The sequence below is a fragment of the Psychrobacillus sp. NPDC096426 genome (assembly GCF_044762745.1).
Taxonomy (GTDB): Bacteria; Bacillota; Bacilli; order Bacillales_A; family Planococcaceae; genus Psychrobacillus.
Window position 1 is genome coordinate 37140 of record NZ_JBIWEX010000005.1, and the last position, 13930, is coordinate 51069.

The following is a 13930-nucleotide window of genomic DNA, read 5'->3' on the forward strand; positions in this document are numbered from 1 at the left end:
GAACTCCTTTCTAAAAAAAATCCGAATAACCCCTTTCTCTATTGTACAAAACATCCAATAGGGAAGGAAATTATTCGGAATGAAAATTCATCGTAAAATCGGAAATTGGCCAGTAAATTAGTTTCACTTCACCAATGACTTCCTTTTTATCAACAAAATGAAAATAACGACTATCTAAACTGGAAATTCGATTATCGCCTAAAACGAATAACTTGCCCGGTGGGACGGTCTTACTACCGGTGAGCTCCTGTAACTCAAAATTCCCAGTGAAATTTGTATCGGTATTAATATAGGCTTCATAAGATCTCAAAAATGACTCTTCCACTTTTTGATTGTTAATAAACAATTCATCATTTTCATACGTAATCGTATCTCCTGGCAACCCAATGACCCGTTTTACATAATCCTCTTCTTCATCGCTATGAAAAATAACAATATCCATTCGTTTAATCGTAGATACTTTGCTAATAATTACATGATCGTGATCATGAAGTGTTGGCATCATCGACCCTCCAACTACTTCATAATTTGTCGCTAAAAACGATCGGACCAAGAAAACGACTACAACTCCAATGATTAATGATATAAGCCATTCCGTTATTTCTTTTTTCGTTTTACTCAAATTTATCTCCTTTCTTCCCTATTTTTCTATCTTGCTTAATAATATGTAAATCTGCCTCAACCTTTTTTTCAATTCGCTTTTCCACTCTTTTTCCAACAAACCAAAGAATCACAATAATGATGACAACGATAGCTGTACGAACTGGCTGGGTGATCAATGCCTTTATATCAGAACCGACAAAACTAACGATAAAAATCATAATTAGCTTCCCTAGTAGAATCGTCCATAAATACGTCTTCTTTTTCATATTGGATAGTCCCGCAACAATATTGACAATTGCGGAGGGAGTAAATGGAAAACAAATAAGTAAAAAAAGCGGACCAAATCCATTCCTCTCTACCCATAATATTAGTTTTTGTATCTTTTCATGTCTTGTTACAAGGCCAAGCACACGTGCTCGTCCATATTTACGAATTACTAAAAAGACAGTGTAAGCGCCTATTACCGAGCCTGCCCACGAAAGTAAAAATCCAAAGAGCAACCCATAAGCAGTTACATTCGCTACGATAAAGACGATTAACGGTAAAAACGGCAAAAAAGCTTCTAAAAAGGGCAAAAGGATACCAATAATCGGTCCTAACGCACGATAATCCTGCGTTAAATTCGTTAACGTATCCATTGAAAACCAATCAAACATGTTGCTCTCCTCCAAAATATGTATGTTAACACTATTCCCATATTTCATATTCATAAAACTATTCGGTTATAGTATAATTTGTCTATTATGATTTTTTAGGTGGTGACTATTGTTGAATAATAATTCATTTGTACTTGGATTAAGAGCAGGGTTGAGTATTGCAATCGGATATTTCCCAGTCGCTTTAACATTTGGCTTACTTGCCAAAACTGCGGGACTGTCCATTTGGGAAGCTACTGCGATGAGTATTTTCGTTTATGCGGGAGCATCACAATACATGTCTTTAACGCTTATTTCAAAAGGGGTTGACCCTATTTTAATCGTTTTAAATACATTTGTCCTCAATATTCGCCATTTCTTAATGACGGCAGCACTAAACGAAAAGATGCAGAGCGAAAAGAGATGGATAAAAGGAATTTATGCTTTCGGCATTACAGATGAATCTTTTTCTGTCCTTGCAACGAGAAAAGAGGAAAAAATCAGAACCGCCTTTGGATTTGGTGTTGCTTTTATTGCGTATAGTAGCTGGGTTGTTTTCACTGCTGTCGGACATGTTATCGGTGCCAATCTTCCACAGTTTTTACAAGCTGCTATGTCGATTGCCTTATATGCGATGTTCGTGGGACTGCTAGTACCATCCATGCGTGGCAATCGTAAAGTTGTTATGCTTGCACTTATAGCCGCTGTTATTAATGGATTTTTTTATTGGACTGGCGCTTTATCCACAGGATGGTCTATTTTGGTTGCAACTTTAGCATCGTCCATTTTTGTAGAAATTATTTATGTACGTCGTGGTAAAAATTTGCCGAAAGGGGCTTAACGGAATGGGAGCATGGTATTGGTGGACATTACTTGGCATGGCGGTTGTTACGTATATTCCAAGAGCGATTCCACTTACTTTTTTAGAGGGCAAAGAATTGCCACCTGTTGTGTCTGGTATTTTACGCAATATTCCATTCGCTGTTTTAGGTGCATTAATATTCCCAGCTATTTTATATGTCCAAGAAGGGAATCTTTTGTTTGGCTTCATCGGAACAATTGTCGCCTTTACGTTAGCCATTCTTTTTTCTAATGTGATGGTCGTTGTTTTAGGGACAATCGCTGTTTTAGCATTATATAGTTTGATATTTTGATTGTTGATTACATAAATTAGGAATAATGCGTCAAGGAATTAACCGCTAGGATTTCCGCTGCAGGGCGGACGCTTTCCGCCGGGTGAGCGATGAACCATCGCCGACGCTGCGCGTTCGCTTGCGATGGTTCATCTTTCTCACTCATCCGGCTGGAGTCACCACCCTTCCGCTGAATCCCCCAAAAATCGCTATCTAATCAGAGTCACTGTTTTAGATTCAATCTTATGTAGTATTTCCTGAAAATAAAATCCAATAAGTGGTTGAATGAGACATAACATGCTGTAAACGCGACAAAGTCCATGTTGAAAATAACAAACCGACCGCTGAACACGACAAACCGGGCCACGCTATATCCCAGCAGTAACACTTTATTCCTATTAGGGGTCTTGCGATTTGATTAGCACCATTTCTTTTCTACAGAAAAAATCCGCCTCATTCAGAGACGGATTTTTTCTTTGTTTTTTTTCTTTTCGTAGAATACCAGAATCCCACAGTGAGTGATGCTGCATCTAATAGATAAATCCACCATCTGTGCGTATACCCCGCTCTTACGGAAGCAGCGAATAATGCGACCGTCAATACGAGCGCCACGTATCGGTTAAACGTAATGCGTGTAAAAAGAATGACGAGTAATGCAGGTGCAAAAATGGCTAGTATTATTTGCGTTGATAAAGATAATGTTTCCATAATTTCTCCTACCTTACTAGGATCAGCCCTAATCGATAATGATCATGTCTAAACAAAATATGTTGACGTAAGCGAAGCTCACCGCTGAAATCTAATACTTCTAAGCGACAATGCGCAGCATTTATTTGTACGGCTTCGTATAATTCTTGCTCGTTCGTCACTTTTTGCCCATTCACTTTTACAATACGTTCTCCGATGAGAAGCCCCATTTTTTCTGCTGGGGAATTGGAAAGCACTCCGGCTATCATGACACCATTTGACTGTGGAGACACTGCAAACGATCCAGACGTCTCTTTTTTATATTCGATATAGGTAATGAGTAATCTTACTAATACACCGAGTGCGATTGCAATTGCACTAATTAGTGGCATTACATAGCCTGCCGCACCAATGATTGTGACAATAATTCCGAGCTGCCAAACCTTTTTCCCGTACCTCGGAAAAAATTGAGCTGGTAATGTATGTCTACTTTTTTGCTGAAATCCTATTACAAAAGGAAATAGCACAAGAGAAAACGGAGATTCTCCTAACGTAAATTGTGGCCAATATGGAATATAGGAATTGATTACATCGCCTGGAACAACGAGTAAAATCGGCAATAACCATAATCGTTTTGATATATATTCCATCGCTTCAATCCCACGTGCGGTATTTACTAACCGCGGAGAAGCATGACTTGCACCATGCTTTTGGATGAGCGCCCCTTCTGCAATTAATAACAATCCTGCTAAAATAGCAATTGGGATAATTGCCTCATTCATTATATTAAATCCAGTAAATTTCCATGGAAATATATCGAACGACCAATTATAAACATTCATTATATACAACGTAGCTACACCTAAAGCAATTGCATAAATTGTAGATCCAACTTGATACATAAAGAACACTACAAACAACATCATCCATGCACTGATTATGTATAACCATGGAATTGGCAGTACTAGTCCAACTACGACACTAATGACTGATAAAACGATTGCCCACATGTATCCATCGATTAAAAGCCTCTTTACTTCTGTCCATCCCCACAAAATTCTTGTTCGCAACTGTCTTCTTTCTCGCTTTACACGATAATAGCCGATTAAAACGGAGAAAAGGACCGTAATATATACTGCTGGATGAAGGAAAAACCGTCCGACTCCTTTAACCAATTCGATTAATAATTCCTCTACCATACGCATCCTCCTCGCTTGCACATATCCTTCCTATTATTGTAACAAACGAGGAGCCTTTTGCGTATAGGATTTTCGTATAATCTTATTTATTTAAATCATGGAGTAAATAACCGATACCCATTTGTAACTGCTTATCATTTTCTTTTTTAGTTTTATATGTTGCGATTGTTTCCGTTAAAGATTGAAATAAAGTACTGTTTATTTCATTTCCCTCACCTAAGCTTCGTTCTTGTCGATATTTTTCGATTGCATCTCCCGTGCCTTCGTCAAAATAGCCATCTTCCCGACCTATATTATAACCGAGCGCACCTAACACTTGTTGGACATATTTTATTTCATCGCCATAATCACCAATTTGGAATTCTCCGCTCAAGTATTTTTGATCCATAGCAAAAAGCTCTTCTTGTTCTACTTTTAAATCCGCTTGTATCCCTTTATGATGAATCCACTCTTGTTTTGGTGTAAGCCATTTATGTGTAGAAATTTTCAGTTTCCCACCATTTGATAATGGATGGGTCTCTTGGACTGTTCCTTTACCAAAGCTAGTTTCCCCTACAATTAGCGCCCGATTATTATCTCGAAGCGCTCCAGCTAGCACCTCACTCGCTGAAGCACTTCCCCCGTTTTGCAATAAAACAGTAGGTATTTTATTTAAATACGGAGTCTCCTTGCTTTCTGTATTCAACTTTTCTAAAACGCCTTTTGCATTTTGCATATACGCAAAAGTCGTTCCATTTTTCATTAATGTACCTATGACAGAAGAAACGCTAAATAAGTAACCTCCTGGATTTCCCCGCACGTCAATGACTAGTCCGTCAATACCACGCTCCACTAATGATTTTGTTTGCTTTTCCCATTCTTCCCCGGTTTTTTCCCCAAATAATGAAATAGTAACAATCCCAATGGAATGATTATCCACTTCATATATTTCACTGGAAACCGTGTGCATTGCGATTGTATCTCGTTTCATATGTAACTCAACATGGCGATTTTCGCTCGCACGATAGATCGTCATTTTCAATGTTGTTCCCTTTTCCCCACTTAATAATTGAACAAGCTCCGCCATCGATTTACCATCTACTCTTTCCCCGTTCACCCGGACAATTTCATCCTGTGATTTTAATCCAGCCTTATAAGCTGGCGAGTCTTTAATAGGTGCAACGACGATAAATTTCCCTGCAGATTGCATAATTTCTACACCAATCCCAACACGTTCTTCTGCAAGTGATGCTTCTTGGTTTGCTGCTTCCTCCTTCGTCAAATACGTACTATGTGGATCTTCTAGCGCTTCGGTCATTCCCCGTATTGCGCCTTCGACTAGCAGCTTTTCATTTTTGGAAAAAACCGCCTCTTTTTGAATCAATTCGAATGCTTCGTCAATTACTTGACTGTTACTAACATCCGTTTGTACAGAGCTAGTCGTTTTTCCAAACAAGAAATACACGATCCCTAGCAAAATAATAAATAACAAGACATATAAAAAAATCCGACTTTTGCGCAAGTTCAACCTCCTACTTTTCCACTAATATATGTGTGGAAAGTGAAGTTTAATACTTGCCCAAAAATCGGTGATTATTTTAATTTACTTATATAGTCTGTGAGCATCTGTTCATCCATAGGCCCGACTATTTTGTTTTGAATCGTTCCGGTTGTATCTATCATATAAGTCGTCGGAATTGTTATCGCCTGATACGTATCCCCAACCGTTCCTTCTTCATCTAAAGGAATTGGAAAGCTGAGTCCATAATCTTCTTTAAAGAGTTCTACTTTATCGATGCCAACATCTGAGCTCGTTAAGTTAACAGCTAAAATTTCTACATTTTCTTGTTCTGCCATATCTTCATAATAGTTTTGCATATGAGGCATTTCGGCTTTACAAGGAGGACACCAAGTTGCCCAAAAGTTTAGCACTACTTTTTTTCCTTGATAATCTGAAAGTGCCACTTCTTTTCCATCGAGCGTTGTGAGTGTAAAGTTGGGAGCACGATCCCCTTGACCAATTCCTTCATTTGCTGGGTTCGCTGCCATGTCGGTTCCCATTTGTTCTCCAGCAAATGCTTCTGTTTCGTCTATATTATCTTTTACAAAGGATATGGTTGCAATCGCAACTAAGCAACCTACAATTAATAAGCCTATTATCTTTTTCTTCACAGCTTACCTCCATCAACACATTTTCCATACGTCATCGCTACTATTATAAACTGAATGTGCACTTGTATACTAATGTATTGATTGTGAATAAAATAAAAGACGCCGTCCAAAGATTGGATAAGGCGTCTTTTTATGAAATTATAAAGAAATATATCGTAATGGATTTACCGAGTTATTTGCCATACCACTCCATGTACCGATATGAATTTCAAAATGCAAATGTGGTCCTGTAGAATTCCCTGTAGTCCCAACTGCACCAATTGTTTGTCCTTTAGAAACAGCTTGTCCGACACTTACTTTGATACTACTTAAATGTGCATATAAAGAAGTAAACGTTTGACCATCGATTGAGTGTGTCACCATAATCACATTTCCATATGTACTAAGTGGAGAAGCATAAGAGACTACACCATCTGCCGCTGAAACTACTGGAGTTCCAGTCGGAGTTCCAAAGTCGATTCCGTAATGCATTTTCCCTTGTCCATAAATAGGATGGATTCGATAACCATACCCTGAAGTAAGTTGCCCACTAGTTGGTCTTGTCCAATCTCCTGAAGATACTGCTGGGATTGCTGCAGAGGAACCACTTGCTGCTTGTTGACGTTTTCTTTCTTCCGCTTGTTTACGCTTTTTCTCTTCAGCTAGTTTTCGTGCAACTTCTGCTTGGCGTTTTTGTTCTGCTACAATTTTATTTGTAACTTCTTCGCTTAAATTTAATACTTCATCGTACTCTGATTCCATTACTTTTTTATCAGCTTGTAATTTTTTTTGCTCTACTTCTAATTGATCTACTAAGTTTCCTTTAGATGCTTTTTGTTTGTCTAGCGAAGCCTTTAAAGTTAGTAACTCGTTTTTGCTTGCTTCTTGTTGCTGTAATTTTTCTTCTAAAGTTGCTTTTTGTTCTTCTAGCTGCTTTTTATCATCCGCTTGTTCCTTTAAAATCGTGCGATCCGCTTCCATTAATGTATTAACTGCGGAGAAGCGATCGATAAAATCGATAAAACTATTTGCCCCTAGTAAAACGTCTAAATAACTAACGGATCCTCCACTAACTTGTACAGCTCGGATTCGTTCTTTTAAAAGCTCATCCCGCTCTTCAATTTTACGCTCTAATTCTGCAATAGAGGCATGTAAACTTTCAATTTCTGTGGTGGTCTCCTCTATTTCTTTTAACACTTTCGAAATTTTACCTTCTGTCGTAATAATTTCTGTGTCTAGAGCTTGAATTTGAGCCATGATTTGTTCGATTTCAGACTTATTTTCGTTTATCTTACCATCTGTTTCTTTAATATTCGAGTTTATCGAATTTTTCTTTTGTTCAAGTTCTTTTTGTTGAGTTTTTAAATCGTTCAATGAATTAGCAAGGGCACTTGGTCCTGTGAATAAAAGTGCGCAAGTAGTAGCTACCGCAAAGACGCGTAGCACCCATTTAGACTGTTTTCTCAAAACTTCTTGCTCCTTTCAAATTACCTTCATAGTTCTTTTTTAAACACGTAAAAACTTTCTTACTGACATGAAACTTCCCCAGACGCCAATCAGTACGCCCATCAATAATATCAACGCATTCACTTGATAGATGAATGGTGAAAAATCGAGCAGTTCAAATAAGTTTCCTTGCGCAAGTTTCGGTGCTAGTACTTTATGAATATTGTAGTAGAGTGTCGTTACGAGCGTGATTGGAATTATCGCTCCTAGAAGCCCTAACCACATTCCTTCTAATATGAAAGGAATACGTATAAACCAATTCGTCGCTCCAACTAGTTTCATAATTTCAATATCTCTTCTTCTTGCAACAATCGTAATACGAATCGTATTAGATATTAAGAACATCGCAGTGAACAATAACGCTAGTATGAGTACTAACCCTACATTTCTACTAGTATTTAAGAAAGAAAATAGTCTTTCAATTTTTCCTTCTCCATATTTCACTTCGAATGTGTTATCTAAACTATCGATTTTTTTCGCTACTTTTTCTGTTTCCTGCGGATTTACTGCTTTTGCATAAAATACATTATGTAAAGGGTTTTCCTGCTCAAATAAACGCAAATCTTCCCCGAAATCCAACACTAACTTATTAAGCTCTTCTTCTTTTGGTGAATACTGTACTTCTGCCACACCTGATGTATTTTTAATTTCTTCTTGTAATGTTTTGATAGCGGCATCATCCGCAGTCAATTCGACAATTACTTTAATTTCTACATCTTTTTCAAGATCATCTGCTACTTTGTTTAAATTCATCATAATCATGACGAATACACCAACTAGTAGCAGCGTAACAGTTACCGCACTAACCGAAGCAAATGTCATCCAACCATTTCGACTAATACTTTTTATGCTATCTCTGAAGTGTCTACCTGCTGTTCTAGTTTTCATAACCGTATTCTCCTTCGTCTTCGTCTCGAGTGATTAATCCACCCTCAACAGCGATAACACGGTGTTTAATGGTATTTACAATTTCTCTATTATGTGTTGCCATTATAATTGTAGTCCCTCGAGCATTAATTTCTTCGAATATATTCATAATCTCCCATGATGTGTCTGGATCAAGGTTTCCGGTCGGCTCATCTGCAATGACGAGCTTTGGTGTGTTGACTATAGACCGTGCAATGGAAACACGTTGTTGTTCGCCACCTGAGAGCTCCGTAGGAAACATTCTTGCTTTATGTTTTAGTCCTACCAGTTCTAATACTTCCATCACTCTATTGCGAATCACTTTTGGTGTTTCTTCAATTACTTCTAACGCAAATGCGACATTTTCATACACATTTAGACGTGGCAGTAATTTAAAGTCTTGGAAGACTACACCAATTTGTCTTCTCAAATAAGGTACTTTACTGTTTTTTAGTGTAGTTAAATTAGTACCATTGATGAATATATCACCTGATGTTGGTCGTTCTTCCCGATACATCATTTTGATAAATGTCGATTTTCCTGCACCACTTGGCCCGACTACGTATACGAATTCACCTTGCTTAATTTCTACATCAATTCCATTTGCGGCAACGATTCCGTTTGGATATTTTTTGTAGACATTTTTCATTTCAATCATTTATAAACCACCTAATTAGTTTCATTTAGTAAAATGCGACATGCCTATTATAACATTAGACGCTTCTTTGTTTGTTACAATTACATTTCAATTCATAGGTAATTTTAGGGAAAAATTCGCTGATTCGATTAATTTTTCGATCTAAACAAGAAAAAGTACCTACATACAAATGTCCTATCCCTTTTCTTTTCTACATCATTCGTTTATAATCCTTCTTTTCATGCTAAATTATTTAAAAATTTTTATAAATAGCGATACTTCTACAAATAATACTAAAAATAAAAAAACTATCCGAAAAATGGATAGTCTGCAATATTGGTATATTGCGTCTTAACAGTTTCCACTCGGATTTCCGCTACAGGGCGGACGCTTTCCACGGGGTGAGCGATAAGACATCGCCGACGCTTCGCGTTCGCCTGCGATGTCTCATCTACTCACTCATCCCGTAGGAGTCGCCGCCCTTTCGCTCCAATCCACGAAAATTGCTACCTAATCAGTTTTACTGCTCTAATTTCAATCTAATATAGTATTTTCCTGAAAGTGAAATCCAATAAACAGTTTAATAGACTGAATACGCTGTAGTATTTCGATGTATAGGTATCCAGTAAATGGATAAGAGCAATCAATCAGTTATAGAAAGCAATCAGTTCTATTCGGAGAGCAACCAAATTAAGTATGGAAGCAATCATTTCTCATATCAAAGAGTTTACTTAATAGGAGACGACCATTAATATTACGAAAATATACATTATTTATTAATTCATAACATAGTGAAGCTCATGTTCACTGATTGATAAGCAAAGAACTCTTTTTCATATAGTGATAGCTGCAACTTTTGCCTTCGTGGAGCGGTTCTAATATTTCTGATTGATTTATTTAGCTAAAAGCTAATTAGCTAGCATATTTCGTTGATTGAAGCGGAAGGCGGCGACTCCAGCCGGATGAGTGAAACAGCTGAGCCATCACAACGTAAGCGTACGCGGCGGTGATGGCTCAGCGCTCACCCGGCGGAAATCATTACCGTCACTTCATAGAGTTTTATATGCGCATTTTACCTATATTACGCCCGATTTAATGGCAAAAGTTATTCACATACTGTAGATTATTAATTGCCTAAAACACAAAAAATCAGTTGCCCGATTAGAGCAACTGATTTTACTTGTTTATTATTTTTTAGCAGCTAACCATGCAGCTACTTCTTTAGCTTCTTCGCCGGTTACAAGTCCACCTGGCATTCCACCTCTACCATTTTCAATAACATTTAAAATTTCGTTTTCAGATAAGCGAGATCCAACGTTATTAAGGGCTGGGAAGTTACCTTGTCCTTCTAAATTACCACCGTGACAGCTAATACATTTCGAGTTAACGATTTTCTCTGCATTCACTGTAGCTGTTTCAGTAGTAGTGCCAGTTTTTGTTGTGGTGGTTTCTTCTTTTGCACCGCCACAAGCAGCTAACATTAAAGCAGCACCAAATATTACGGCTAATAGTTTTTTGTTCATTACTATTACCTCCCTCAACATAATTTTACTTACATTCTTTATTATACCAAATTTAATACCTTTTAAAACCTTCGCCAAGTACTTCGTATGCATCAGAAACAATAACGAAAGCTGTTGGATCAATCATCTTAATGATATGTTTCAGTTTTGTGAACTCTGTCTGGTACGCCACAACCATTAAAATTGGTCTTTCTTTATTAGTATATCCGCCAAAAGCAGGAAGTTTTGTCACCCCGCGATCTATCTCTTTATATATAGCATCTCTTATTTCATCTTGTTTATTCGTAATAATATATATCATTTTCGATTGGCTAAAACCTAGTTGTACGATATCGATCGTTTTTGTCGTCACAAATAAGCCAATTAATGCATAAAGTGCTTTTTCAATATCAAAAACGAATGCAGCACTAATAACTATTAGACCATCGATTAATAACACACTTCTCCCAAGCGAAAAACCTGTATATTTTGTAATAATTTGCGCCGCTAGATCAGTTCCCCCGGTAGAAGCACCGCCACGAAATACGATCCCTAGACCGAGACCAACTGCTATTCCACCAAATAAGGCACCTAATAATGGATTATTTGTCCACGGCTCCCAACTGGCAGTTATTAAAACAACCGCTGGCAACGTTAATGTTCCTACAAATGACTTAATGCCGAATTTTGCTCCTAAAAAGATTAAACCTGCGATAAATAGGGGTATATTAAATGCATATTGCACGATTCCAGGTTCCCATCCAAAGACGCCCTTTAATATAGTACTGATTCCACTTACTCCACCAGAAGCAATTTGATTTGGCAATAAAAAAACATTAAAACCAATCGCAATAATAGCGGCACCAATAATAACAAACAAATAATCTTTCATATGCTCCACAATTGGAGGTAGTTCCTTATGTAATCTGTGATTAGTTTCCATTGAATATCCTCTTTCGTTGTCATTGATGGCACTAGTATAACAACAGAAAGAACATTTGTGAACTTCAGCTAAGCACCGTTTTAACCGGATAAAGTACTATCAATAAAAAAGTTCCAAGACTAAAACGACTTAATACCGTTTTAGACTTGGAACATACGATTAAATCGTTCCTTTTGCAGCACGCTCCACTAGAACATCTTGTGGTAGTTTCCAAAGTTCTAGCCACTTGCGAATCGAGGTTACGAGGATAATTAAACCAAGAATTAGCATAATAACTGAAAGTGTCCCATTTAAGAAGTTAAAGCCAGGGCTTGCTGAATTCCAATAAACGTTTTTCACCATCCAGTAACCGGCTACGTTCACGGTTACATACAAATAAGCAAGTGGGATTAAACAAGTTAGCATATACCAGCGCTTTTCAGCTATTTTCAACACGATAGTTGCACCGATGATTAAACCAATAGATGCCATTAACTGATTGGATACTCCAAATAATGCCCAGACAGAGCTAATATCTCCGGAATACAGTAAATATCCCCACATAAAGCAAGCTAATGCACTCGCAAAAATAGTTGCCCATATGGAATTTGTTTGTTTCAGCGGTTTAAAGAATGTACCGCCAAAATCTTGAATGAGATATCGTGCAACTCGTGTCCCCGAGTCAATGGCTGTCAGTATAAAGACCGCTTCGAATAAAATAACAAACTGATAGAAAAACGATGCCATTTTTTCAAATATAGGAATTTCCGTGAAAATATACGTCATTCCAACAGCAAGCGTAACCGCCCCACCAGTTCTTCCTTCAAGGTCCATTCCAATTTCTTCACTTAGTTTATCTAAATGTACTGTTTCCATCCCTAAAGCTGCAAATTTCTCTGGTGTAGAGTTTATTGCAAAGTAATCTCCTGGCATTAATGATACAGCTGCAATCAATGCCATAATAGCCACTAAACACTCTACAAGCATCGCTCCAAAAGCAACACCTTTAATATCGCTCCATCGGTTAATCATTTTTGGCGTTGTACCCGAACCAACGAATGCATGGAATCCTGAGATAGCTCCACATGCAATAGTGATCGAAACAAATGGCCAAACCGGACCTGCGATAATTGGACCGCCACCGTTAATAAATTCTGTCAATGCAGGGAATTGAACTGCAGGGTTTACATAGAATACCCCAATGATTAATGCTGCGAACACGCCGATTTTCATAAAAGTACTTAAATAATCGCGCGGTGCAAGCAGCAACCAAACTGGTAATGCAGCTGCAAAAAAAGCATATATCGGTAAAGCAAGAGCGATTGTACTCTTTTCTAGTGTTAAGAAATCACCAAGTGCTGTTCCTTGAATATTTGGTCCCCAAAGAATAGCCGCCATAATAAGTCCAAAACCAACAATAGTAGCAACTTTTAAGTTGCCTGTTTTTTTATGATACAATCCAACACCCATTGCAATCGGAATTGTAATTCCTACTGCAAAAGTTCCCCATGGATTTCTCTCTAAAGCACTTAGAACAACTAATGATAAACCTGCCATCGTGATAGTGATGATGAATAACATCGCAAGCCCTGCACAAAACCCTGCAACGGGTCCGAGCTCTTTTTTAGCAATCTCTGATAAGGATTTCCCTTCTTGCCGCATGGAAGCAAAAAGTACGACCATATCGTGAACTGCTCCACCAATTACTGCCCCAATTAAGAGCCAAAGCAACCCTGGCAAATAACCAAATTGTGCTGCAAGTATTGGGCCGACTAACGGACCCGCCGCAGCAATCGCCGCAAAATGATGACCAAACGTGACCCATTTGTTCGTGGGTACATAATCTTTCCCATCCTCCAATGCATGTGCTGGAGTAGGTTTGGAATCATCTAGTTTCAAAACCTTTGCTGCCATGAACGTTCCATATAAACGATAAGCTATTAATAGTATACAAATAGATCCTATTACAATTGTAACCGCATTCAATTCTTTCTTCCCCCATCCTTCTAATCTATAATAATCATACTAAATACTAGTATAATAAATTCCATTTATAGTTGAATTACATAA

The 13930-nt window shown here is 37.8% G+C and carries 14 protein-coding genes; 2 read left to right on the forward strand and 12 right to left on the reverse strand.

The genetic code is table 11. The annotated features are described in order from the left end of the window. Positions 1-70: 70 nt before the first annotated feature. Both lepB and ACIQYS_RS05765 read right to left on the reverse strand, forming a co-directional pair. On the reverse strand, positions 71-622 hold the full coding sequence (gene lepB, locus ACIQYS_RS05760; protein ID WP_402976078.1) for a signal peptidase I: 552 nt from the start codon (positions 620-622) through the stop codon (positions 71-73). Further along, on the reverse strand, positions 615-1259 hold the full coding sequence (locus tag ACIQYS_RS05765) for a TVP38/TMEM64 family protein (RefSeq protein ID WP_402976080.1): 645 nt from the start codon (positions 1257-1259) through the stop codon (positions 615-617). The genes lepB and ACIQYS_RS05765 overlap by 8 nt, the downstream gene beginning before the upstream one ends. 112 nt (positions 1260-1371) lie before the next feature. Between ACIQYS_RS05765 and ACIQYS_RS05770 the strand changes: the two genes are divergently transcribed. Together ACIQYS_RS05770 and ACIQYS_RS05775 are read left to right on the forward strand one after the other, a co-directional pair. Continuing rightward, positions 1372-2079 carry an AzlC family ABC transporter permease gene (locus ACIQYS_RS05770; protein WP_402976381.1) on the forward strand — a complete coding sequence of 236 codons (708 nt, stop codon included), beginning with the start codon at positions 1372-1374 and terminating at the stop codon, positions 2077-2079. A gap of 4 nt (positions 2080-2083) precedes the next feature. After that, complete coding sequence (locus tag ACIQYS_RS05775) at positions 2084-2392, forward strand: AzlD domain-containing protein (RefSeq protein WP_402976082.1); 309 nt, start codon at positions 2084-2086, stop codon at positions 2390-2392. 432 nt (positions 2393-2824) lie between these two features. Here the strand turns inward: ACIQYS_RS05775 and ACIQYS_RS05780 are convergent, their stop codons facing one another. The 10 genes from ACIQYS_RS05780 to ACIQYS_RS05825 form a co-directional block, all read right to left on the reverse strand. Continuing rightward, the gene (locus ACIQYS_RS05780; RefSeq protein WP_402976084.1) at positions 2825-3079 is read right to left on the reverse strand and encodes a CsbA family protein; all 255 of its coding nucleotides are present in this window, start codon (positions 3077-3079) and stop codon (positions 2825-2827) included. Positions 3080-3087: 8 nt separating this feature from the next. Beyond that, positions 3088-4257: a PDZ domain-containing protein gene (locus ACIQYS_RS05785; protein ID WP_402976086.1), complete on the reverse strand. Its 1170-nt coding sequence runs from the start codon at positions 4255-4257 to the stop codon at positions 3088-3090. Between the two features lie 82 nt (positions 4258-4339). Then, positions 4340-5758 (reverse strand): S41 family peptidase, encoded by a 1419-nt coding sequence (locus tag ACIQYS_RS05790; protein ID WP_402976088.1) that lies wholly within the window; start codon positions 5756-5758, stop codon positions 4340-4342. 71 nt (positions 5759-5829) lie between these two features. Further along, a complete protein-coding gene (locus ACIQYS_RS05795; protein WP_402976090.1) occupies positions 5830-6408 on the reverse strand; it encodes a redoxin domain-containing protein in 579 nt (192 codons plus the stop codon). Between the two features lie 138 nt (positions 6409-6546). Further along, positions 6547-7854, reverse strand: coding sequence for a murein hydrolase activator EnvC family protein (locus tag ACIQYS_RS05800; RefSeq protein WP_402976092.1), 1308 nt, complete (start codon positions 7852-7854; stop codon positions 6547-6549). Positions 7855-7893: 39 nt separating this feature from the next. After that, positions 7894-8781, reverse strand: coding sequence for a permease-like cell division protein FtsX (ftsX, locus tag ACIQYS_RS05805; protein ID WP_402976094.1), 888 nt, complete (start codon positions 8779-8781; stop codon positions 7894-7896). Then, positions 8771-9457, reverse strand: a complete 687-nt coding sequence (gene ftsE / locus ACIQYS_RS05810; protein ID WP_402976096.1) for a cell division ATP-binding protein FtsE — start codon at positions 9455-9457, stop codon at positions 8771-8773. Before ftsE ends, ftsX begins: the two co-directional genes overlap by 11 nt. Positions 9458-10623: 1166 nt before the next feature. After that, positions 10624-10959: a cytochrome c551 gene (gene cccB / locus ACIQYS_RS05815; RefSeq protein ID WP_402976098.1), complete on the reverse strand. Its 336-nt coding sequence runs from the start codon at positions 10957-10959 to the stop codon at positions 10624-10626. A 52-nt stretch (positions 10960-11011) separates the two neighbouring features. Next, on the reverse strand, positions 11012-11830 hold the full coding sequence (locus tag ACIQYS_RS05820; protein ID WP_402976384.1) for a YitT family protein: 819 nt from the start codon (positions 11828-11830) through the stop codon (positions 11012-11014). A gap of 210 nt (positions 11831-12040) precedes the next feature. Next, positions 12041-13846, reverse strand: coding sequence for a carbon starvation CstA family protein (locus ACIQYS_RS05825; protein ID WP_402976100.1), 1806 nt, complete (start codon positions 13844-13846; stop codon positions 12041-12043). Positions 13847-13930: the final 84 nt, after the last annotated feature.